This is a genomic window from Massilia sp. CCM 8734, from assembly GCF_011682155.1.
Classification (GTDB): Bacteria; Pseudomonadota; Gammaproteobacteria; order Burkholderiales; family Burkholderiaceae_D; genus Telluria_A; species Telluria_A rubra.
In genome coordinates this window covers 209,095-231,754 of sequence record NZ_WHJI01000004.1, presented here as the reverse complement: position 1 = coordinate 231,754, position 22,660 = coordinate 209,095, and the positions used below count along the sequence as shown (strand labels likewise).

The 22,660-nt window shown below is 63.9% G+C and carries 23 protein-coding genes; 12 read left to right on the top strand and 11 right to left on the bottom strand.

Translation table 11 applies throughout. The annotated features are described in order from the left end of the window. The first annotated feature begins 74 nt into the window (after positions 1–74). From F2P46_RS06180 to F2P46_RS06140, 9 genes are all read left to right on the top strand, one after another. Complete coding sequence (locus F2P46_RS06180; protein WP_166886238.1) at positions 75–1,283, top strand: GAF domain-containing sensor histidine kinase; 1,209 nt, start codon at positions 75–77, stop codon at positions 1,281–1,283. Then, on the top strand, positions 1,280–1,972 hold the full coding sequence (locus tag F2P46_RS06175) for a hypothetical protein (protein ID WP_166886235.1): 693 nt from the start codon (positions 1,280–1,282) through the stop codon (positions 1,970–1,972). Before F2P46_RS06180 ends, F2P46_RS06175 begins: the two co-directional genes overlap by 4 nt. Before the next feature lie 103 nt (positions 1,973–2,075). Further along, the gene (locus F2P46_RS06170; RefSeq protein WP_166886231.1) at positions 2,076–4,100 is read left to right on the top strand and encodes a hypothetical protein; all 2,025 of its coding nucleotides are present in this window, start codon (positions 2,076–2,078) and stop codon (positions 4,098–4,100) included. Between the two features lie 227 nt (positions 4,101–4,327). Beyond that, the gene (locus tag F2P46_RS06165; RefSeq protein WP_166886229.1) at positions 4,328–6,268 is read left to right on the top strand and encodes a hypothetical protein; all 1,941 of its coding nucleotides are present in this window, start codon (positions 4,328–4,330) and stop codon (positions 6,266–6,268) included. A gap of 339 nt (positions 6,269–6,607) precedes the next feature. Next, a complete protein-coding gene (locus F2P46_RS06160; protein WP_166886226.1) occupies positions 6,608–6,808 on the top strand; it encodes a hypothetical protein in 201 nt (66 codons plus the stop codon). A 95-nt stretch (positions 6,809–6,903) separates the two neighbouring features. Further along, positions 6,904–7,494 (top strand): phasin family protein, encoded by a 591-nt coding sequence (locus F2P46_RS06155; RefSeq protein WP_166886223.1) that lies wholly within the window; start codon positions 6,904–6,906, stop codon positions 7,492–7,494. Between the two features lie 89 nt (positions 7,495–7,583). Beyond that, entirely contained in the window at positions 7,584–8,249 is a 666-nt protein-coding gene (locus F2P46_RS06150) for a TetR/AcrR family transcriptional regulator (RefSeq protein WP_054263370.1), read from the top strand. A 27-nt stretch (positions 8,250–8,276) separates the two neighbouring features. Beyond that, positions 8,277–8,816, top strand: coding sequence for a TIGR00730 family Rossman fold protein (locus F2P46_RS06145; RefSeq protein ID WP_166886219.1), 540 nt, complete (start codon positions 8,277–8,279; stop codon positions 8,814–8,816). A gap of 10 nt (positions 8,817–8,826) precedes the next feature. Further along, a complete protein-coding gene (locus F2P46_RS06140) occupies positions 8,827–9,669 on the top strand; it encodes a DMT family transporter (protein ID WP_166886217.1) in 843 nt (280 codons plus the stop codon). A 45-nt stretch (positions 9,670–9,714) separates the two neighbouring features. On the opposite strand, the gene F2P46_RS06135 is transcribed toward F2P46_RS06140, so the two are convergent. The 5 genes from F2P46_RS06135 to F2P46_RS06115 all read right to left on the bottom strand — a co-directional run bounded on the left by F2P46_RS06135 (position 9,715) and on the right by F2P46_RS06115 (position 14,947). Then, positions 9,715–10,263 (bottom strand): hypothetical protein, encoded by a 549-nt coding sequence (locus tag F2P46_RS06135; protein ID WP_166886214.1) that lies wholly within the window; start codon positions 10,261–10,263, stop codon positions 9,715–9,717. Beyond that, positions 10,238–10,444, bottom strand: coding sequence for a hypothetical protein (locus F2P46_RS06130; protein WP_166886211.1), 207 nt, complete (start codon positions 10,442–10,444; stop codon positions 10,238–10,240). The genes F2P46_RS06135 and F2P46_RS06130 overlap by 26 nt, the downstream gene beginning before the upstream one ends. A gap of 84 nt (positions 10,445–10,528) precedes the next feature. Then, on the bottom strand, positions 10,529–13,228 hold the full coding sequence (locus tag F2P46_RS06125; protein ID WP_229509102.1) for an EAL domain-containing protein: 2,700 nt from the start codon (positions 13,226–13,228) through the stop codon (positions 10,529–10,531). Positions 13,229–13,230: 2 nt separating this feature from the next. Next, entirely contained in the window at positions 13,231–13,677 is a 447-nt protein-coding gene (locus tag F2P46_RS06120) for a phosphate ABC transporter substrate-binding protein (RefSeq protein WP_166886208.1), read from the bottom strand. A 10-nt stretch (positions 13,678–13,687) separates the two neighbouring features. Beyond that, on the bottom strand, positions 13,688–14,947 hold the full coding sequence (locus F2P46_RS06115) for a hypothetical protein (RefSeq protein WP_166886205.1): 1,260 nt from the start codon (positions 14,945–14,947) through the stop codon (positions 13,688–13,690). Positions 14,948–15,308: 361 nt separating this feature from the next. Here F2P46_RS06115 and F2P46_RS06110 point away from each other — a divergent pair, with 361 nt between their 5' ends. Continuing rightward, a complete protein-coding gene (locus F2P46_RS06110; RefSeq protein ID WP_166886202.1) occupies positions 15,309–16,679 on the top strand; it encodes a family 43 glycosylhydrolase in 1,371 nt (456 codons plus the stop codon). A 17-nt stretch (positions 16,680–16,696) separates the two neighbouring features. Here the strand turns inward: F2P46_RS06110 and F2P46_RS06105 are convergent, their stop codons facing one another. Continuing rightward, complete coding sequence (locus F2P46_RS06105) at positions 16,697–17,203, bottom strand: YgjP-like metallopeptidase domain-containing protein (protein WP_166886198.1); 507 nt, start codon at positions 17,201–17,203, stop codon at positions 16,697–16,699. A 118-nt stretch (positions 17,204–17,321) separates the two neighbouring features. Here F2P46_RS06105 and F2P46_RS06100 point away from each other — a divergent pair, with 118 nt between their 5' ends. Continuing rightward, entirely contained in the window at positions 17,322–17,945 is a 624-nt protein-coding gene (locus tag F2P46_RS06100) for a hypothetical protein (RefSeq protein ID WP_166886195.1), read from the top strand. Between the two features lie 167 nt (positions 17,946–18,112). After that, the gene (locus F2P46_RS06095; protein WP_166886193.1) at positions 18,113–18,721 is read left to right on the top strand and encodes a hypothetical protein; all 609 of its coding nucleotides are present in this window, start codon (positions 18,113–18,115) and stop codon (positions 18,719–18,721) included. 75 nt (positions 18,722–18,796) lie between these two features. Here the strand turns inward: F2P46_RS06095 and cydX are convergent, their stop codons facing one another. Genes cydX through F2P46_RS06070 form a run of 5 tightly spaced genes read right to left on the bottom strand, consistent with a single transcriptional unit; the run spans position 18,797 to position 22,512 of the window. Next, positions 18,797–18,955 carry a cytochrome bd-I oxidase subunit CydX gene (cydX, locus tag F2P46_RS06090; RefSeq protein WP_166886191.1) on the bottom strand — a complete coding sequence of 53 codons (159 nt, stop codon included), beginning with the start codon at positions 18,953–18,955 and terminating at the stop codon, positions 18,797–18,799. A 9-nt stretch (positions 18,956–18,964) separates the two neighbouring features. After that, a complete protein-coding gene (gene cydB, locus F2P46_RS06085; protein ID WP_166886189.1) occupies positions 18,965–20,107 on the bottom strand; it encodes a cytochrome d ubiquinol oxidase subunit II in 1,143 nt (380 codons plus the stop codon). Continuing rightward, positions 20,104–21,672 (bottom strand): cytochrome ubiquinol oxidase subunit I, encoded by a 1,569-nt coding sequence (locus F2P46_RS06080; protein WP_166886188.1) that lies wholly within the window; start codon positions 21,670–21,672, stop codon positions 20,104–20,106. Before F2P46_RS06080 ends, cydB begins: the two co-directional genes overlap by 4 nt. Next, complete coding sequence (cydP, locus tag F2P46_RS06075) at positions 21,669–21,875, bottom strand: cytochrome oxidase putative small subunit CydP (RefSeq protein ID WP_166886186.1); 207 nt, start codon at positions 21,873–21,875, stop codon at positions 21,669–21,671. The genes F2P46_RS06080 and cydP overlap by 4 nt, the downstream gene beginning before the upstream one ends. A 1-nt stretch (position 21,876) precedes the next feature. After that, positions 21,877–22,512 carry a GbsR/MarR family transcriptional regulator gene (locus tag F2P46_RS06070; protein ID WP_166886184.1) on the bottom strand — a complete coding sequence of 212 codons (636 nt, stop codon included), beginning with the start codon at positions 22,510–22,512 and terminating at the stop codon, positions 21,877–21,879. Between the last annotated feature and the right edge of the window lie 148 nt (positions 22,513–22,660).

Sequence of the window (22,660 nt, the reverse complement as noted above, 5' to 3'; positions counted from 1 at the left end):
GCAAACATCTCCGATACCCGGCCGCATGATACGATTGTGCTTCGTCCAACCGGGTTTTCGCGCAAGAGAGATTGATGCAAACAGATATAGCTGCCGATATCGCCGCCATCGAGGCGATTTCATCAGTGCCAACCATCCTCGAAGCGGTGGCCGCGATCACGGGGCTGCGCTTCGTCTGCATCGCGCGCGTGACGCAGGATTCATGGACCACCTGCGCCGTGCGCGACGAACTCGGATTCGGCCTGAAGGTCGGCGACGGCCTCGATGTGGCCACCACCTTGTGCGAGGAAGTGCGCGACACCAACCGGCCCGTCATCATCGACAACGTGAGCGAAGATACGCGCTACTGCCACCACCACACCCCGCGCATCTACGGCTTCCAGAGTTATATTTCGCTGCCGATCCACCGTCCGGACGGCTCCTATTTCGGCACCCTGTGCGGGCTCGATCCCTTGCCGGCGCAGTTGTCGAACACGGCCACCGTCTCGAGCATGACGCTGTTCGCCCAGCTCATCTCCAAGCACCTCGAAACCGAACTGAAACTGACTGAATCGCAGTCGGCCCTGCTGGGCGAGCGCGATACGGCGGAGTTGCGCGAGCAGTTCATCGCCGTGCTCGGGCACGATCTGCGCACGCCGCTGTCGTCGATCATGCTCGGCACCGAGCTGCTGCGGCGCGAGCACCTGAGCGCGCAGGCCGAGGGCGTGCTCGAGCGCATGCGGCGCAGTGCGCTGCGCATTTCGGCGCTGGTCAACGATGTCATGGATTTTACGCGCGGGCGCATGGGCGGCGGCATCGCCCTCGACTTGCGCAACGAGAGCGGCTTGGAGCAGTCGCTCGAACAGGTGGTGGCCGAGCTGCAGGGCGCCTATCCGGAACAGCGCATCGGGCTTGCGATCGACCTGCCCGAGACCGTGTACTGCGACCCGGCGCGCATCCAGCAGTTGCTGTCGAACCTGCTCAAGAACGCGCTGGTGCACGGCGCGCGCAGCGAGCCGGTGCAAGTCAGCGCCCGCGCGTGCGACGGCCAGTTCGAGATCAGCGTCACCAATGGCGGGCCGGCCATCGCGCCGGCCAAGATCGGGCAGCTGTTCAAGCCGTTCTGGCGGGCCTCCAGCCAGGTCGCCAGCGAGGGCCTGGGCTTGGGCCTGTTCATCGCGTCCGAAATCGCCCGTTCGCACGGCGCTACGCTGGACGTGGTTTCCGACGATGGCGCCACCCGCTTCACGTTCGGCATGCGCGCCGGCGCATCGGTCGAGCGGCGCATGCTGGCGCGCGCATGAGGCGCGCGCTGGCAATGCTGTCGATGCTGGCGGCGGGCGCGCCGGCCGCCGCCGAAACCATCATTCCCCTCCAGACGCGCTCGCCGTCCGAGGCCGAGGTGAAAACCTTCCATGCGTATTACCAGAAGCGCTTTCCCGATAATCACAGTGCGCAGCCGGCGTTTGCCGTCACGCGCCCGGACACCGGCGCACGGTGGGAGGTCATGGCAACGGTCAACATGGCGCCGCAGCGCGGACTCAAGCTGCTGTGCCGCATGCAGCGCATCGAATTCGCTTACGCCGCCGCCAGCGGCCAGTGGAGCGCCGGCGATCGTATTCGCCAGTTCGTCTGGCTCGACCGCGCCAGCGGCTGCGCGATCCCGGCCAAGCCGGTGGAGTTGTTGCAGCGCATGCCCGACACGGAGTTGACGGCCGTGCTGGCGCAGCAAGCCACATTGCTGGACAAAGCGCGCTTGCTGATGGCCGGAAACAGCGACTGTGCGCGCTATCGTTCGCTGCCGTTCGCGCTGCACGCGATCGATGTCGGCGCCAACGGATCGAGCAGCGAGGAAATGGTGGCGCTGAACTACCGCACCGCGTACGACGCCGACGCCACCGTCTGGGCGCGCCGCAGCGGCGCCGACTACGATCCCTGGAACGCCGCATGCGGCAGGACGATCAAGCCCTGGGCAGCTCAAGACAGACCTTGAGCCGCTCTTATACACCATGGCGATGAGGCAATGCGAATGTCGGGTGCAGCCGTTCGCGAGGCGTTACAATCAATGCCCATTAGAAATTTAACGAGTATCGGGCATGACCGTCACGTTCCTTCGCACCGCCATGCTCATCGCCCTGCTGGCCCATCTTCCCGCCGCGGCCATCTCGATCAGCCCCGTCGTTGTGATCCCTCCTTGTCCCGCCGCTGTCGTGAATGCGAGCCTGGCGCAGTTGGAGAAGCTCATGAGCGAGGACCCGGACGCCCGGCCATACTGTTATCCGGAGGCGCTCAAGAAACACGAAGCGCAGGCGGTTCCCATGCTGCTGCGCCTGCTGCAGCATGGGCGGCATCAGGTCCGGATCGGCGCCGCCTATGGCATTGCCGGGCTGGGCGAGGCCGCCGCTCCCGCCTTGCCCACCTTGATCGCGCACCACCGACGCCTCATTGCCGAACTGGCCCGGCAAGAAGCTGCACATGGCGGCGACGGCGTCAATCAAGAAACCCGCTTGCTGATGCAGCACCTGAGCCACGCAATCGGCGGTTTGCAAACCGTCGACGCGTCCGTGGCGCCGTACCTGGAAAGCGTGTTTTTCGACCCGGACAGCACCCTCGACGTGCGCCGCGCCAGTGCTACGCATGTGTGGGGCTGGGATACGCCCGAGCGCATTCGCCTGCGCATGACGCCGGTATTGCTGGCCGACGAGACGACGTTCGCAGACATGCGATCCCATGTTGCCTCTTTCTTGTTTTTCGCCAGGATCGACACCACGGTCGTCCTGCCGCAGCTACGGGCAAGCTTGCTGATGCCGCGCGGTCATGAGATGGTCCGACCGTATCTGGTCGTGCAAGGCGCGGTGGCCGGCATCCCCCACGTGTTGCAGTTGTATGCGGACGCGGCCGAAGGATCGGCCATGCGCCGCGAAATCGAGTCGCAGTTGCGGGAGCGCGAAGCGCTGCCCGAGATGGACTGGCAACTGAGCGCGGCTGCGCACAAGCCGGCATTGCTGCCGACCGTCGTCGAGTTGATGATGAAAACAGACATCCATTCCCGGCGCACCATGGATTATCTGGCCACCCGCCTGGACATCCCGTCCGAGGTCGACGGCAGCTTGCGCATCTTCATCAGCCTGCGGCAACCCGCGCCGCAAGCCCACCCGCGCCTGGTGGCTCTACTGCTGGCAAGCGGCAAGGATGGTCTGGCGCGGCGCGATTTACTGCTCGAAGCGCTCAGTGCGACAGACGGGCAAGCGACCATTCCCCAACAGTTTCTGCTGGCCGGACTGCAACACGATCTTGCGCTCAACCGCCGCACGAAGCCTGGCAGCGGCGGGCGCGGCACATGCTTGCCGGGGGCGGTCCTGGCGCAGTCGGCGCCGTTGCCGCCAGCGTATCTGCCCATGCTCAAGCGCGCCTATGCCGACACGGCCGGTACCTACGCTCCCGATTGCGTTCGCGCGGTGGAGGACATTATCGCCAACAGCGGGAGCCGTGCCGCTGTCGGGTTCCTCTACGAGCAACTATTTTCCAAGAGGTCCGAGGAGGAGCGTCGCATGCTGATGCGACCGCTGGCGAAGAATGTGGGACTGCTCTTGCCAAGGATAGGGCGCGAGATCGATGGCTTGCGCGGTGAACGGCGCGATGTGGTCGAAGCGCTCCTGCGCGGGCCGCAAGCGAGCGAGTTCCTGGCGCAATACCGCGCGCGGGTGGTGCCCGGCTTGCTGACCTTGCCATGGACGGAGTCGGTCGACCAGGACAGGGCCGGCCTGGACGAGACGCAAGTGGCGAGCGACACGCCCGCCTGCGCCCGGCTTGCGCAGGTAGTCAAGCGCGTTGATACGCTCGGGCTGACCACGCCCGAGGTCACGACCTGGCTGATGCGGGTTTATGCGGGGCCGTGCGTGCATGCCCATATCAGGGCGAGGGAAGCGCTTGACGCGTTGCGAAACAAGGAGTACGGAAAGCGCCCCATGCGTGTGCGGCAAGTCGATGCGCTGCTGGCGAACACGCCACCGGGCCTGACGCGTAAGCGCCTGGAACAACTGCGCAGCCTGTTCGACTGGGACGGATACGAACGGCGCATGAACGAGATGGCGCCGCCGATGGTGAGCGAAGAAAACTAAGTAAGTGTGCAGAAATCACAATAATTTGTGCGCACTTACTTAAGTCAATGTGCGGGACGCCATGGCGGGTGCGCGATGCCCGCCTGTCGTTCACCACCGAGGAGCCAATGTGCCGCCAGCAAGCCCGTTTATTGAGTTGGCCGGATATAATCAATGCTGACGGGAAATTCCACCGGCAAGTCGACCCGGTGCGGCCAGTCCTCATATTTACAACAGGAAGCGACACAATGACATTCGCCCAAACGATAGGACGTTGGGCGGGCATCGCCATGCTTGCGTTGCTTCCTCTCGCTGCCTATGGGGCGCCATCGGCTGCGCAAGAGGGGTGCGGGAGCGCGTTTGCCGACCTCACGCCGGCGCGTCTGGAGCAGCTTCTTGGTCAGCCGTCGACCGGTCCTTCGCATTGTTACGAAGACAAGCTGGTGGAATGGGGCGAGGAAGCTGTCCCCTTGCTGACGCGTCTTTTGCATGACGAACGTTCCTTTTCACGTTGCCTGGCCAGGACGGCGATCGCACGGCGGGAAAAGGCGCCCGGCCGTGGGAATGCCGATGAACCGGACGCGGACGTCTTTTTAGCCCGCATGGGGTGCCACATGGCCGATCAAGGCGCCCCGGCGGCCTCGGGGGCGCGCTACCTGTTGACAAATTATCCCGATCCGCGCAGCCGCGGTGCGGTCAGCCCCAAAGGTTTCGACCTGTTCTGGAAATTCACGCAAGGATATGAGCGCGAACGGGTCGATGCGCTCCACGTCATGCTGGCCGAGGAGAACCTGAGCCGGCACACGGTCGCGGTCCTGGCGCCGTTCCTGGCCGCCATGGGCAGACGGGGCGGCCCCGCGCTGGCGCAGTTGCGGGCGGCTTTGCGGATGCCGCAGCTTGGCGCCGAGCTGGTCGACCCGTTTCTCGCGGTACAAGGCAACGACGTCGGAATTGCCCATCTGTTGACGGTGTATGCGGCCAGCAGCGACGCCGCCATGCACACGGCGATCTACCTTGCTTTGAAAAAGCGTGCGTCTCCGGAGGAACTTGATCGGCAGATTTTCAACACGGTGACCGTTCCGGCATTGTTGCCGGCGGCATTGAACCTGATTCAACGAGGTATTGCGTCACCGCGTACCATCGACTATTTTGTCGAGCGCTTGGACCATCCCTCGACCGCCGTTGCCGCTGCCGACGTCTTTATCGCACTCAACCAAGCCGTCCCGAAGGCGCATCGGCGATTGCTCGCCATGGCGGCGGGCGATCGCGCGCACGGCGTGCATCGCGATGCGCTGTCAAAGGCGATTGCCAGGACCGGCGCGCTCTCCGACCTCGCGCGTGGCGCGCTCCTCGATGGCGCCAGGCCCGCCCCCGGCTGTACGACGGCCGGGTGTTTTGAAGCGGCATGCAGGTCGGCGAGCATGCTGGCGAGCGTTGGGCCATTGCCGCCTTCCGACTTGCCGACGTTAAAGCTCGCCTATGGCGATGCGTCCCGTGCCGGGGCCACTGACTGCCTGGCCATTGTGGCGGGCATGATCGCGGACTTCCACAGCCGTCCTGCGCTCGACTTTCTTTACGAGCGCTTTTTAGACAGTGGCAATGCGGAGCACACCTACTTGCTGAGCCAGGTCTTGGCGCGCAAGGTCGAGTTGCTGGTGGCGCGGATCGAGGGGGAGATCGACGGCCTGTACGATGCAAGGCTGGCCGCGGTCGAAACCTTGCTGTTTGCGCCCGCCGCGAAGGAGGCGCTGCACAGGCACCGCGAGCGCGTCTTGCCGACCTTGCTGACGCTGCCGTTCGGAAGCGATGCCGATCAGCCGGTGCCCGAGCCAGTCTCCCGCTACCGCCTGGTCATCCGCAACGGCCCCGGTATCATGATCGGGAACCATCCCGTGACCAAGGGCGGGCTGGCCGTGTATCGCATCGGCCGGCTGGCGCCGATGACGCCGGAGGTGGTGACGACGCTCTTGCGCGTGGCCGCCGGACCGCATGACGAGGCGGGCTATCAGGCGGTCACGCTGCTTTCCAGGATCCGCAACCAGGACCGCAGCCTGCGCGCGGCGCGGTTCAAGGAAATCGAAGACCTGCTCGCGGCGACGGCGCCCGGTTTCGCCGAGACGCGCCTGGAAATTCTACGGAATCATTACCGTCTTTCGCAGAGCGACTCGGAGAGCGGCAACAGGCGATAGCGATGCGGCCGGCGCTGTGGAAAACATGCTCCAGCATAGCTCACCAGAAAGGGCTGCGTCCTTCCGCAGGCGCCTCAACAAAGTCGAATTTTTGGACGATGGATAACATGAAGAAAATCGGACGCGATGTCCTCGTGATCGACACCAGCCAATGGCTGCCCGACTATGGCGCGACCACGGTCAAGCTGCTCACCGATGGCGGCACGCTGTCGGTCCTCATCGAGTACGACGGGGCGGAACGGCTGGAACGGAAAACACTGGTGTTCGGATCGGCGTGTTCGTTCGCCGAGTCGTCATTTCCCGGCCCCGCGCTGGACCCTCCTGCGCGACCTGCGGGAGGTGCTCGACCACGACGGGATCGACCTGCTGCTGGTGCACTGTTTCGCCGGCGCCAGCCGTTCCCCGGCCGTGGCCGAGGTGCTCGCCGGTCTGTATGGCGTCTCGATTGCGGACACGTGCTACCCGCGCGATGCGCGCTTCAAGGTCACGCCCAACAAGCATGTGTATGACACAATGGCGCGCGTCGCGTCCCGGGTCTGACTGGCGCCTGGTGCGCTTTAGAACGCACTCTCTAGCGCAGCTCACTAGAATGGACCGCAGCGATCCGACCCACATTTCATTCACGGAGTTCCGCAATGACAAAAAAACTCAATCCGCAGGCCGTCGAGGACGACTCGCAACTGGCCGACGCCGTGCGCACCTCGGCGCACCAGATCTGGCAAGCCGGCCTTGGCGCGTTCGCCAAGGCGCAGGAAGAGGGAAGCCGGGTGTTCAGCAAACTGGTCCAGGAAGGCAACGACCTGCAAAAACGCACCCGCTCGATGGCCGAGGACAAGGCCGGCGGCGTGGCCGAGGGCGCCGCCAGCGTGGCCGAACTGGTGGCGCGCCAGGCGTCCGGATCGTGGGACAAGATGGAGCAGGTGTTCGAAGACCGCGTCACGCGCGCCCTGGCCGGCATGGGCGTGCCGACCCGGGCGGAAGTCGAGGCGCTGGCCGTGCGCGTCGAGGAACTGAGCAAGCTGGTGGCGCAACTGAGCGCTCAGGCGGCTCCCGCCAGGCCGGTAGCAGCCAAGCCAGCAGCCAAGCCGGCAGCCAAGCCGGCAGCCAAGCGCGCGGCCGGGGCGCCTGCCAAGCCGGCCGCCAAGGCGGTAGCCAAGGCCGCAGCGGCGCCACGCAAGCGCGCAGCGGCCAAAACGCCCGCGCCGAAAGGCGGGCAGGGCGGCTGACCGTACGCCAGGGTATCGTCATTTGACCCTGTGAGGGCAGCCATGTTCGGTGTTATGCTTGCATGAGAAAAAACACCGACCGCCCCGCCATGCTACAGAAAGCTCCCCGCCGCACCCGTGAACGCATCCTCGAATTGTCGTTGCGGCTGTTTAACGAGTTCGGCGAGCCGAATATCACCACCACGGTGATCGCCGAGGAGATGAATATTTCTCCGGGCAATCTCTACTACCATTTTCGCAACAAGGATGACATCGTCAATTCGATCTTCGTGCAGTTCGAAGCCGAGATCGAGCGCATCCTGACGGTGCCGGACGGGCGCCGCTCGAACATCGAGGACGTGTGGATCTATCTGCATCTGATGTTCGAACTGATCTGGCGCTACCGTTTTTTCTATCGCGACCTGAACGACCTGCTCTCGCGCAACCGCAAGCTCGAACTGCATTTCAAGCTGATCCTGGCGCACAAGATCAAGGTGGCCAAGGAGTTGTGCGAAGACCTGCGCAGCGAAAAGTCGCTCGAAGCGTCGGACGCCGACATCAATGCCATGGCCACGAACATGGTGGTGGTGGCCACCTACTGGCTGTCGTACGAATACGTGCTCAATCCGCGCAAGTATTCGGAGCAGCAGGCCATGTCGGACGCGCTGGCACGCGGCTGCTACCAGGTGCTCTCGCAGATCGGTCCTTACCTGCGCGGCGACACCCACCTGCTGTTCCAGAAGCTGTCCGAGGAATACCTCAAAAAGCTTAAATAAGAAAACTCAAATAAGAAGCGGCACACAATGAAGTCAATCGCAGTCTATTGCGGCGCCTCGTACGGCGCCTCGCCGCTGTACGCGGACAGCGCGCGCGCCATGGGCCGCGCGCTGGTGGAACAGGGCATCGGCCTGGTGTACGGTGGAGGCAAGGTGGGCCTGATGGGCGTCATCGCCGACGAAGTGCTGCGCCTGGGTGGCGAAGCGGTCGGCGTGATTCCGCAGGCGCTGGTCGAACGCGAACTGGCGCACGACGGCCTGAGCAAGCTGTTCATCGTGCGCGACATGCATGAACGCAAAGCCATGATGGCCGAGCTGTCGGACGGCTTCATCGCCATGCCGGGCGGGATGGGTACGCTCGAAGAACTGTTCGAGATGCTGACCTGGTCGCAGCTCGGCATCCACCGCAAGCCGGTCGGCGTGCTCAATACCGGCGGCTTCTACGACCTGCTGGCCGCGTTTGTCATGCACCAGCATCGCGAAGCCTTCGTGCGCGAGGAGCATGCCGGCTTGATGATGGTCGAGGCCGAGCCGCAGGCGCTGCTGGCGCGCCTGCTGGCACGCTAAGTACCCGCACGTGTCCGGCGCCACCGTGCTGCTGGTGCTGTTCGCCGCGCTGCTGCACGCGAGCTGGAACGCACTGGTCAAGGCCGGCCCCGATAAACTCCTTTCCACGGTGCTGGTGGCCAGCGGCGGCGCTGTGCTGGCCGCGCTGGCGCTGCCGTTCCTGGCGTTGCCGGCGCCGGCCAGCTGGCCGTGGCTGATCGCGTCGGCCTGCTGCCACCTGGCTTACTACCGTCTGCTGGCCGCCGCCTATGCGCATGGCGACATGAGCCACGCGTATCCGCTGATGCGCGGCAGCGCGCCCTTGCTGGTGGCGCTCGGTTCCGCCGCGCTCGTCGGAGAAGTGCTCAGCCTGCGGCAGTATGGCGCGATCGCGCTCATTTGCGCCGGCGTGCTGGCGATGAGCCTGCGGCGCGCCGCTGGCGCCACGCCGCCCTCGCGCCGCGCCACCCTGTTCGCCTTGCTCAACGCCGCCGTGATCGCGTGCTACACGCTGGTCGACGGCATCGGCGTGCGCCGGTCCGGCGCACCGCTGGCCTACACACTGTGGCTGTTCGCGCTGTCGGCCGCTGTGCTGCTGGTGTCGGTGATGGGCGAGCGCCAGGCCTTGCGCGCTTATGCGGGCCGGTACTGGAAGACCGGCCTGCTCGGCGGCTTTGTTTCGATGGCGTCGTACGGGCTGGCCCTGTGGGCGATGACGGCGGCGCCGGTGGCCGTCATCGCCGCGCTGCGCGAGACGTCGATCCTGTTTGCGGCGCTGATCGCCAGCGTGTTCCTGCGCGAGCGGCTCGGCGTGCGTCGCCTGTGCGCGGTCGGCATGATTGCCGGCGGTGCGGTGGCGATGCGCTTTGCGTGACGGCACATCAGTCAGGTAAAGCGCATCGTGCCCGATGCTCACGGTCTATTCTGAAGATGTCGCCTTTTCGGAGACGTCAGTTGCACGATCATGGCGCTGCTTCATAAAGCTAGTCACTGTGCCAATGATCGTGGTGGTTAGAACGATGCCAGCTAGAACATCCTTATTCATCATGGCGAAAATCAACGCCATACCGTATCCACCGGCGATGAAGCTGTAGCTCATCCAGTGAACGCGTTGGATATCGTTCATTTTGGCGTTGATGATGTTCAGTTGTCTTTCTCGAAGATGGGCCGAATCTGCCTCGAGTATTTTCAGGATGCGCTCGGGTGCATCGGCGATGACTGCTCCGTACTGACGCATGATGTCAGGGGGAGGCAGAAAGCTGGTGGACGCATGGCGGCGGCATGCGGCCACGTTGACCCGCCGCTCCGGCGCTGAATCATCACTTGTCGCTGCGTGAGGATGCGAGGATATGAACATGCGGCGTCGCTCCCGGCTTCTTGGCAAGGTATCGGCGCAATTGCCGAAAACCCGGCCCGCTTCACGCGGCGTCGATAGCACATACCTACTTGTTTTTTTGCTGTTCGACATCTAGGCCTACCTTGTCGATGGCCGCTTCCATCCTGCGCCCTATCCCTGCCCAGTTGTCGCGCATCATCTCGGCAGCGCTTTGGTGTATCCGAACTCCGCCGTACTCGCCGTACTCGCTGTAGTCGCTGCTCGGCCGCAACGAAAAAACGCCGGGAAACGCCTTGAGTAGTTTCGACAGCATGAAAAACCTCCAATCAGAACATAGGCACATCACTCATGTACCGATTGGACCTGCGCGCACCACGGTTAGTTCAATTTAATGTCGTCATGCCGCATCGGCGTGCGGGCCGAACAAGGGACGCCCGGCGCTGTCGCAGCCGGCCTGCATGCGCGCCTGTTCCTCCAGCAACAAGGCGATCTGCGCCGGCGGCACCGGACGGCTGAACAGGTAGCCCTGCATCTCGTCGCAGTCGTTATCGCGCAGGAAGGTGCACTGCTGCTCGGTCTCGACGCCTTCGGCGATCACGCGCAGCTTGAGCATGTGCCCGAGCGAGATCACCGCCTTGGCGATGGCCTGGTCGTCGGGATTGTCGGCCAGTTCGCGCACGAAGGACTTGTCGATCTTCAGGGTGCTGATGGGGAAGGACTTGAGCGCCGACAGGCTCGAATAGCCGGTCCCGAAGTCGTCGATCGACAGCGAAATGCCCATCGCCTTCAACTCGCGCATTTTGTCGACCGATTGCGACAGGTCGCGCATGATCAGGCTTTCGGTCACTTCCAGCTCCAGCGCGCTTGGTGTCAGGGCGCTCTCGCGCAGGGCTGCGGCGACCCGTTCGACCAGGCGCTTTTCTTCGAACTGGCGCGGCGAGACATTGACCGACATCGTCACCGGCGCCAGGCCCGCATCCTGCCACGCCTTGTTCTGGCGGCAGGCCGTGTGCAGCACCCAGTCGCCGATGGCGACAATCAGCCCGCTTTCTTCGGCCAGTCCGATAAAGCGCATCGGCGAGACCACGCCATGCTCGGGATGCTCCCAGCGGATCAGCGCTTCGACGCCGAAAATGAGGCCGCTGCGCAGGTCCACCTTGGGCTGGTACAGCAGGTGGAACTGGCCGTCGTCGAGGGCGCCGCGCAAGCCTTCGAGCAGCACCAGTTTTTCTTCCACGCTGGCGTTCATCTCGCGCGTGTAGAACTGGAAGTTGTTGTTGCCCATCTCCTTGGCGCGGTACATGGCGGCGTCGGCGTTCATCATCAGGGTGTTCGGCCCGGCCCCGTCGCGCGGGTACATCACCACCCCCATGCTGCAGCTGACCTGCACTTCCTGGCCGCCCAGCAGGATCGGTTCGGTGACGGCCTGGCGGATCTTTTCCAGCACCGGCGCGACCGCCATCGGGTTGTCCGGCTGGTCGGGCAGGATGATGATGAATTCGTCGCCGCCGAAGCGTCCCAAGGTGTCTTCGCGCCGTACGCAAGCCGCCATGCGCGTGCCGACCACCTTGAGCAGTTCGTCGCCGGCGTTGTGACCGAGGCCGTCGTTGACCAGCTTGAAGCCATCGAGGTCGATGAAGGCCACCGCCACGCAGCGGTTGCGGCGCTGCGCCTGGACGATGGCCTGGTCCAGGCGGTCGCGGATCAGGCTGCGGTTGGGCAGGCCAGTCAGTTCGTCGTGGTGCGCCATGTGGCGGATGCGTTCCTCGGCCACCTTGCGCTCGGTGATGTCGCGCACGATCGCCACCACGCCGTCTTCGACCGCCACCACCTGGCGGTGCAGCCAGCAGGTACGCGCGCCGCTCAGTTCGGCCAGCCATTCGGCTTCGTGCACGCCGCCGTCCAGGGTGACCTTGATCAGGTCTTCGAAGATGCCGTTGTCGCGAAAGGCCGGCAGCATGGCCGACAGGCGCATGCCGCGCAGGGCCGGCTTGTCCATGCCGGCCAGTTTTTCGGCGCGCGTGTTGGTCGCCTCGATCACGAAGTCGCTGATCGCGCCGCCGTCGTTGACGATGCTGCGCATGAGGAAAAACGCATCCAGGCTCGCTTCCGACGCGGCGGCGTAGGTTTCCTGGGCACGCCGGATGCGGTGCCGGGTGCGCGTGAGCTGCCACGACCAGACGCACACCAGGGTGACGATGACGACCAGCACGGCGCTGCCGCTGCCGGCCACCCACAGGTAGTTGCGGCGCTGCTGCTCGAAAGCGGCCATCGACTCGTGTTCGGACAGGCCGACCAGCGCGGTCAGCGAAAAACCGTGCAGGCGGCGCACGCTGGTGTAGCGGCGCACGCCGTCCCAGCTGCTGGCCAGCGCCTGGCCGGCGCCGGCCTCGCGCGCGAAGCGCGGCGCGGCCTGGCCCCAGACCACCTTGTCGCCGATGCGCAGGGCGCGGAAAACGCCATCGGTGCCATACAGCCCGAGCGCGCCCGACTCGCCCAGGCGCGAGCGCTCGTAGCCGCTGGTGAAGTAGGCCGGGTCGACTTCGACGATGACGACGCCGGCGAAGCTGCCATCCTTGTCGTTCAGGCGCCGCGTGAAGTGCAGGTGCCAGTCGGGATTGGCGTCGTCGCGCAGGGTCTGGCTGACGTAGGGCGTGCTGGTATCGCTGTCGCGGTGGAATCCGAAGTAGCCCTGGCGCGACACGTCGATCATGCGCGCCGGCGGATTGCTGGCCACCAGCATGCCGTCGCGGTCGGCGATGCTGACCACGAACACCAGGCCCGAAGGCAGCAAGCCTTGCTGGTTCAGGGCGGGCAGGGCGCCGGCCGTGCCTTTCAGTTCGACCGCGTACTTGAGCACTTTCAGGGTCTGGTCGATGCTGCCCAGGTTGCGCTGCATCTGCGCTTCGTAGGTGTCGATCAGTTCCAGGCTCGACGCGCGCGCGGCGCTCTGCGCGGCGGTGCGTTCGATGCCGATGAAGTGGTCGGTGGCCATCCAGATCATCACCAGCAGCAGCATGGCGAACAGCGGCAGCGAGATATGGGTTTCCTGCCCGAGCCCGAGCAGGCGCGTGAGGCGGGCGCGCATGCCGTTCATGCTCAGCGCACCACCAGCACGGCTTTGACGCTCGGGTCGAGCGCGGCCTTGTCGATGTAGCCGATCAGGGCCGGATTGTCGGCCACCATGCGCCGTACGGCGGCGCTGTCGGCGGCTTCCTGGGGCGGCTGGCCGCGTCCCGTGAAGATCATCTTGGTCCAGTAAGCCTTGAGCAGGGCCGGCGTCTTGGCGGCCACGCGCGCATAGAATTCGTCGCGCAGCTGGGAGCCGATGCGCTGGTCCAGCGCCACCGCTTCGGCGCCGTCGGGAAAGGTGCCGACCTGGCCGAGGAAGATGTCGGCCACCTGGTCGGCGCGCAGGCTGGCGACCGGGCTTTTGGCCGAGACGATCACCACCAGTTCGGCGCCGGCGGCGTGCAGCGATGACGCGGACAATGCCACCGCCAGGGCGCAGGCGCCCAGCACGCGTCGAAGTGAGTTGTTGTTCATGGCGCCGTCCTCAGAACACGAAGTCGAGCACCGCGCTCGCGAGGTTCACGCGCGGGTGCGCGCCAAAGCCCGGCTGCACGTTGAACAGGGTGCCGCGCGAATGCTGGCCCGGGCGCACTCGGTCGTACTGGAGCTTGAGGGCGATATTGTGGCGCACATCCCAGCGCATCCCGGCGCTGACGGTGTTCTGGACCGGTACGCTCTTGAGCAGGTAGTTCAGGCCTTCATTGAGCTGGGCGGCCGGTGCGGCCAGCTGCGGCGGCAAGCCGTCCAGCGGCAGGCCGGGGTCGCGCGTGGCACTCTTGGCCTTGGCGCCGGCGAACGCGATATACGGCGTGAAGGCGCCGAAGCGGTAGCCGGCGCTGGAATACACCGTAACCGACTTGCCGAAAAAGGAATGGGTGGTGAAGCGCCCGATTTCGCCCATGACGAACCAGTTGCCGGGATCGTAAGTGGCGCCGATGGTCAGGGCGTTAAAGCGCTTGCTCTCGACTTCATATTGACGCGCCAGGTCTTCGCCGCGCGGGCCGAACTGGCGCAGGCCGTCGAACAGATAGCCGGCCAGGTTGATCGTCACCTCGCTGCTGAAGGCGCTGATGCGCCCGCTCAGGGCGCCGTGTTCGGCGGTGGTCGAGATGCCGGTCAGTTTGCGCGCCTTGACACTGTTCTCGTCCAGCAGTTCAAGGGTGGTGCCGCCGGCGAATGCCTGGCTGACGAATTTGACGTCGCCGGCGCGCCAGCGGTAGCTGACATCGACCCCGTCGCTGTTGCTGATCGGGATGGCGCCGTACACCTCCACCGGCGTGCGCGCCCATGGGTAGGCATAGCCGATCTTGCGGTAGTCGGCCGCCAGGAAGATCGGCAGGCCGATGCGCCCGAGCCGCAGCGACAAGTCTGGCGTGGCCTGGTATTTGACATTGGCCCATTCGATGATGGGGCGGTAGCTGTGGTCGAGCCGCTGTTCGGCGATCACCTGCACCACGCCCGACCACTGCTTGTTGACGGTCACGCCGAGCTGCGCGCCGAGGCGGCTGTCCACATGCGCACTCCAGGCGTCGGTGTAGCCGGCCCCGGTGGCCTTGAGGACGCTGGAGGAAAAATCGGCGTGGCGGTTGTCGGAGTAGGTCACTGCGGCCGTGCCGAAGCCGCCGAAGGTCCAGGCCAGGCCGTCCGGATCGGCCGCGCGTGCGCCGCCGCCGGCCAGCAGCAGGGCGGCCAGGGTGCAGGCGCGCGTGACGACAGGGGCAGGGTGGGAAGCAAGCTTGGTCATAAATAGAAGTCCGGTGAAGCATGCCTTGCGCAGGCGCAGCACGTCGGTGCGCGCGCGTGGCTCAGGCCAGGTGCGGGAATGTTGTTTTTCAGGCTAGCGGGAATTGGGCCAGCGCGGGGTTCAGCTTCGACTTTATAGAGCAGGGTGGCGCTTGTCGATCATTATCCTCCCCTTCGTAATCGTCCTGATAACTTGTGATGCGGAAGTGCAACATTTGGAGAGAATGTCGAAGGGCGGGGGTGGGGCGGCGCGCTGCGTGATACCGAAACGGGGATCGCGCGACGCGAAAAATTCATTGGTCCGCAAGGCGCGCCAGGCCTACCCTGAGTTGGCAGGGCAAGCACAACCATAACGGAGACCCATGTTAAAACCACTCATCGCGGCGCTGGCCCTGGCCATGTGCGCCGCCCCGGCGTCGGCCATCGAACTGGCCGGCGTCAAGAACGCGCACGACCCCGGCACCGTCACCAAGGACGGCGACACCTACTTCAACTTCACCACCGGCAAAACGGGCATCTGGCACTCGACGTCGAAAGACCTGATCAACTGGTCGGCGCAGAGCAAGCCGGTGTTCGCCACCTATCCGGGCTGGATCGCCAACAAGATCCCCGGCTTTAGCGGGGACATGTGGGCGCCCGACGTGATCCACATGAACGGTTACTACTACCTGTATTACTCGGTCTCTTCGTGGGGCTCGACGACGTCGGCGATCGGCGTGGCGCGTTCGGCGTCGCTGAAAAACCCGGCGTGGACCGACCTTGGCATCGTGGTCGAATCGTTCGGCAGCCCGGCCGAAATCAACGCGATCGACCCGGCCCTGTTCCGCGACCATGACGGCAAGGTGTACATGTCGTACGGCTCGTTCTTCGGCGGGATCGGGGTGGCGCAGATCAACCAGGCCAACGGCAAGCTGGCTGGCAGCGTGACCAGGGTATTGGGTGGCGGGCACCAGGATATCGAGGCGCCGTACATCACGCGCAATGGCCAGTACTACTACCTGTTCGTCAACCGCGGGGCCTGTTGCAAGCTGGCCGACAGCACCTACTACGTGGAGGTGCTGCGCGCCACCAGCGTGACGGGACCGTATGCGGGCGCGCGCACGATTTTGCCCAACACCGACGGCAAGTACAAGGGGCCGGGCCATGTGGGGGTGCTCAAGCAGGATGGCTGCAATTTCGTCTCGACCCATTACTATGACCTGAGCGACAAGGGCAACGCCAAGCTGGACATCCTGAAGATGAGCTACAGCGGCGGTTGGCCGAGCATGACGCGCAATTTCAGCAGCTTTGCCGGCTGCGGCGGCATCAGCGACGGCGCGTATGCGATCAAGTCACGCGCCAGCGGCAAGGTGCTGACGGTGGCCGGTGCGGCCACGGCCAACGGCGCCCTGGTGCGGCAGGCCGCCGACAGCGGCGCGAAACATCAGTCGTGGTACGTGATCGGGCAGGGTGATGGCATCTACAGCATCATCAACGCGGGCAGTTTGCGCAGCCTGGATAACTACGGTAACTCGACCACGGCCGGCACGCCCATCGCGCAGTGGGATTACTGGGCCGGCAGCGGGCAGAAGTGGCGCTTTGCCAGTCCGGCGCCGGGCTGGCATTCGGTGAGCAACCAGTTGAGCGGGATGGCGCTGGACCTGCAGGGCGGCGGCACGCAGGACAATGCGGCCGTCCTCCAGTACCCGCTCAATAATGCGGCCAACCAGCAGTGGTCCTTGCAGCGGCGGTAAGGCGCCGCCGGGTCCCATCACCAGAGGCGCTGGCCCGACACGTCGAGCTGCGTCAGGTACAGCCTCAGGTCGAATTCGTACTGGTGGTAGTTCGGCTCCATGTAGCAGCACAGCTTGTAGAAAGCCTTGTCGTGCTGCTTTTCCTTGACGTGCGCCAGTTCGTGCACGGCGATCATGCGCAGGAATTCGATCGGCGTGTCCTTGAACACGGTGGCCACGCGGATCTCGTGCTTGGCCTTGAGCTTGTTGCCCTGTACGCGCGAGATGAAGGTGTGCAGGCCGAGCGCGTGCTGGATCACGTGCAGTTTGCTGTCGAAGACGACCTTGTTGATCGGGTCGGCGTTGCGCAGGAATTCGGTCTTGAGGTCTTGCACGTAGTCGTACAGGGCGCGGTCGGTGCGCACCTCGTGGGCGGCGGGATAGCGCTGCTTGAGCACGTCGCCGAGCTTGTTTTGCGCGATCAGCTGGGTCACTTGCGCCTGCGTCTGTTCGGAGTAGGCGCTCAGGTATTTAAGGGGTTGCATAGGAGCACTTTACCATGCCGTGCCCACCGGCACGTGCATGAAAGCGACAGGGCCAGCGTTGAGATGGATGCTTTGGAGGTACATATGTTAAAGTTTATCAATTTTATAAGATGAACATATGAGCCAGAATCCCTACGCGCCGCCCAAGGCCGACATGAGCCAGCCAGCGCTGGCGGCTGGTTCCGACGAGATGTTCTACGTAGTTTCGCAGCGCAAGTTCACGATTCTGTTCCTGGCGACCGTCGGCGTATACGAATTCTACTGGTTCTACATGAACTGGTGTCTCGTCCGGCGCCAAAGCCGGCTTGTGTATGGCCCCGACAGCACGATCTGGCCGGCCGCGCGCTCCGTCTTCGCGCTGTTCTTTGTCCACTCCTTGTTCAACGCCGTGGCCGCTCACGCGGCGGCCAGGGCGCGCCCGCTGGTGTGGGACCATCGCTCCCATGCGCTGATCCTGGTCGTGCTGCTGGGCGCCACGCATGCCGTGAACTGGATGTCGGACACGAACCTCAACAGCGGACTGATGCTTTTCCTGGTGTTTGCCACCTGCTACCGCGAACGCCTGGCGCAGGGCTATATCAACCACAGTTGCGGTGATCCGCAGGGCGAGAGCAACAACGAACTGACGTGGGCGAACTACGTCTGGATCGCCCTCGGATGCTTGCTGTGGGGCGTGGTGTTCGTGAGCATGTTCATGTTTGAGGATGTCATGAGCCTGTTCATGCCCGAGGAAGTCGATTGAAACCGCTCGCTTGTCGGGGACGCGGCGTGTCGAACCCGCCGGCGGCAAAGGCCGGCGACATGAAATCGATTTCAATCTGCTCAAAAAAACAACAAAATCGCCGTTGTCAGATAGGCACGAGGAGAAAATTTATGTTAAAATTATGCAACTTTTCCTGAAAGAACTATATGACAGATAACCTTTATGCACCTCCGCAAGCCGACATGAGCAAGACGCCAGTGGCGGCCGGCTCCGATGACAGCTTCTATGTTGTCTCGCAGCGCAAGTTCACGCTGATGTTCATTTTGACGTTCTCGATGTACCAGGTGTACTGGTACTACAAGAACTGGAGCAACTACAAGAAGCAATGCCAGCTGCAAAACTCGACCGACAGCGATATCTGGCCGGTGGCACGCGCCTTTTTCGCGCTCTTCTTCATCCACGCCTTGTTCCGCCGCGTGGACCAGCACGCGGATGCGAAGCAGCGACCGCTGGGCTGGGATTTCGCGAGCCATGCCACCGGGCTGGTCGTCCTGCTCGTCGTTGCCAACGTGCTGAACGGCTTTCTCACCAGCATCCTCGGCCCGTTCCTGGGCAACTTGGTCGCGCTGGCCGTGCTGGGCGGTATTGGCTACAGCATGCGTAGCGCCCAGGCGTATATCAACAAGGCTTGCGGCGATCCGGAAGGCGCAGCCAATAACAATCTGACCACCGCCAATTATCTGTGGATGGGATTCGGCGTCTTGATGTGGTTGATGGTCATCGTCGGAATGTTCGCAACCGCGACTCCGGTTTAAGCATGTCGTCGCGGCGGCCATCGACGCAGGTCGATGGCCACCGCCAGGTGTCATCGGGCCAGCCGTCGGCCCGCGTCAGAACAGGCGATTTTCTTTGTTCGCCTCTTCAAAGCTGGCCTGCGTGACATCCTCGTCGCGCAGGCCGAACGCGTAATTCGCCTCCAGCCACATCACGTTGATGATGGCGGCCGAGAGGGCAAGGCCTATCCCTAATATCCAGGCAAAATACCACATGGTCTGCTCCTAGTAAGATTCGTGTTCGTTTTCGCGGATATGCGCCGCGGTGACCTTGCCGCGCATGATCGAATACACCCAGCTGGTGTACACCACCACGATCGGGAGCATCACCACAATCACCCAGAACATCACGCCCAGGCTCTTGTGACTGGCCACCGCATCCCAGGCGGTCAGGCCGCTGCCGGGCGAGAGCGACGAGGGCATGATAAACGGGAACATGGCCGCGCCGGCCGTCAGCAGGATCGAGGCGACCGACACGCCGCTGGCCAGGAAGGCCGGCAGGCTGCGGCGCGCCGCGCATAAAAGCACCGCCAGCGCCGCGCCGAGCAGGCCCAGGACCGGGAAGGCGATCGTCAGCGGCCAGCGCGCGTAGTTATCCATCCACGCGCCGACGCCGCGCTCGACCACTTTGGCGGTCGGCATGAAGGCGCTGTCGACCGGCGGCATCGAGACGATGCGAAACCCCTCCATCCCGGTTGCGACCCACACTCCGGCCGCGCCGAAGGCGAGCAAGGTCAGCGCACCGGCCGCCATGGCCGCCTTGCGCGCGCGCCCGGCGATGACGTCATCGGTCTTCTGGTACAGGTAAGTGGCGCCGTGCATCGCCAGCATCGACACCCCCAGCACGCCGGCCAGCAGGCCGAAAGGATTGAACAGGCCAAAGAAGCTGCCGGTGTACTCCATGCGCATGGTGTCGTCGTAGTGGAAGGGCACGCCCTGCAGCAGGTTGCCGAAGGCGATGCCGAAGATCAGCGGCGGCACGAAGCCCCCGGTAAACAGGCCCCAGTCCCAGGCATTGCGCCAGCGCGTGTCGGCCAGCTTGCTGCGGTAGTCGAAGCCGACCGGGCGGAAGAACAGCGCGAACAGCAGCAGCATCAGCGCCACGTAAAAGCCCGAGAAGGCGGCCGCGTACACCAGCGGCCAGGCCGCGAACATGCAGCCGCCGGCGGCGATGAACCAGGTCTGGTTGCCTTCCCAGGTCGGGCCGATCACGTTGATGATGACGCGCCGTTCCATGTCGTCCTTGCCGAGGAAGGGCAGCCACATGCCGACCCCGAAGTCGAAGCCGTTGGTCAGCGCGAAGCCGATCAGCAAAATGCCGACAAAGCCCCACCAGATGACTTTGAGCGTGTCGTAGTCGAAGATCATGCGGCCTCCTTGTGTTCCAGTTCCCAGTGATATTTACCCGTATGCAGCGCGCTCGGTCCCAGGCGCGTGTACTTGATCATCAATCCCATCTCGATCACCAGCAACAGCGTGTAGAAGCCGATGAAGCCGGCCAGGCTGAAATACAGGTTCGACGCCTGCAGCGTGGACGCCGACAAATGGGTCGGCAGGATGCCGGCGATGGTCCACGGCTGGCGGCCGTATTCGGCCACCACCCAGCCCAGTTCGGCCGCCACCCACGGCAGCGGGATCGCGACCACGGCCAGTTTCAGCAACCAGCGCTGCTGCGCCAGGCGCTTGCGGATCAGGAAGTAGAACGAGGCGCTGAAGATAAACAGGAACAGGAATCCCAGGCCGACCATGATGCGGAAGGACCAGAACAGCGGCGCGACTTTCGGCACTGTGTCGTTGACCGCCATCTTGATCTGCGCTTCGGTGGCGTCGATCACGCGCGGGGTGTACTTCTTGAGCAGCAGGCCGTAGCCCAGGTCGTCCTTCAGGCGCAGGAATTCGGCACGCGCTTCAGGCGACTTGTCGCCGCCTTTCAGGCGCGTGAGGGCCGCGTACGACAGCATGCCGTTGCGGATGCGCTTCTCGTGCAGCTTTTTCAGGTCCTTGATGCCGGTCACCTGGGTATCGAGCGAACGGGTGGCGATCACGCCCAGCACGTAGGGAATCTTGACCGCGTAATCGGTGCGCTCCTCGGCGTCGTTGGGCAGGCCGATGAGGGTGATGCCGGCCGGCGCCGGCTCGGTTTCCCATTCGGCTTCGATGGCGGCCAGCTTGACCTTGTTCACTTCCCCGGCGGTGTAGCCCGATTCGTCGCCCAGCACGATTACCGACAGGGTCGAGGCCAGGCCGAAGCCGGCCGCGATGGCGAACGAGCGCAGAGCGAACGGCACGTCGCGCGCCTTGAGCAGGTAAAAGGCCGACACCCCCAGCACGAACATCGAGGCGGTGACATAGCCGGCGGCGACGGTGTGCACGAACTTGACCTGGGCGACCGGATTGAAGATGACATCCGAGATGCTCACCAGTTCCATGCGCATGGTTTCGAAATTGAACTCGGCGCCGACCGGGTTGTTCATCCAGCCGTTGGCGATCAGGATCCACAGGGCTGACAGGCTCGATCCGAGGGCCACCAGGAAGGTCACGCCCAGGTGCTGCACTTTCGACAAGCGCGACCAGCCGAAGAAGAACAGGCCGACAAAGGTCGACTCGAGGAAGAAGGCCATCATGCCCTCGATCGCGAGCGGGGTGCCGAAGATATCGCCCACGTAGTGCGAGTAGTAGGCCCAGTTGGTCCCGAACTGGAATTCGAGGGTGATGCCGGTGGTGACGCCCATGGCAAAGTTAATCCCGAACAGCTTGCCCCAGAACTTGGTCATGTCGCGGTAGATTTCGCGCCCGGTCATGACGTAGACCGATTCCATGATTACCAGGATCCACGACAGGCCGAGGGTGAGGGGAACGAACAGGAAGTGATACATGGCGGTCGCGGCGAACTGCAAGCGCGACAGGCTGACAACATCATCGATGGGACTCATGGCGTGGCCTTGGCAGGAACAGGTGGTGTTGGTCGGGGCGTCGCGAGCAGGTGCTGTTCGACCTGCGCGGTCGGCATGCGCATTTTTTTAACCTGGGGCGTGGAGAAAAAGGCTTTGTAGAGCATGAACAGGATGACGGCCTTCAAAACCAGCACCAGCGTGATCGCCAGTGCGAACGGGAGGCGGTGAAGAAGGGCGCGCATCTTATTCGCCTTTGACGTTGCTCTCGCCGCTGTCGCGGTCAGCGGCGGCTGCCGCTTCGGGGGCGGCCGGCTCGGGAGCGCGCTTCTTGCGGAAGGTGCCGCGCACGGTATCGCCCACGTTGAGCAGGGTCTTGACGGTGGAGCCCATTTTCATCAGCGAGGTGAGGGTTTCGGGCGAGAGACGCTGCACGTCGTCGAACCAGGAGCTCGATAGTTCGATCAGGTTGTACATCTCGCGCATGCGTTCCTGGGCGACGCGGTCGGCGTCGGTGGCCGGCGTTTCGAGCAGGGCGTCGCGCAGCATCGAGAGGGTCGGCTCGACTTCGCGACGGCGGCGTTCCTCGAGCAGGGCCTTGAAGATGTCCCAGATATCCTTGGGCGGCTCGAAGTATTCGCGGCGGTCGCCCGGCTGGTGCAGCAGCTTGACGAGGCGCCAGGATTGCAGCTCCTTGAGGCCCATCGACACATTCGAGCGCGAAAACTGCAGGTGTTCGGCGATTTCGTCGGCATTGAGCGGCTTGGCCAGCACGTACAGCAAGGCGTAAATCTGCCCCACGGTGCGGTTAATGCCCCAGCGGCTGCCCATTTCGCCGAAGTGCAGGATGAATTTCTGGGCAAGTGGACTGAGATTGGTCATGTCTATAGGTCTTTGGAAGTATTGAATTTTCAGGAATTACTGAAATTATAGAAGGTTTACGAATTACGTGCAGGGGAGGGCCTGGAATGTTGCCGTAGGTGTCGGATAGGAACTGGACAGGCAAGCGGGCGCCCGCTCGTGTCAGCCC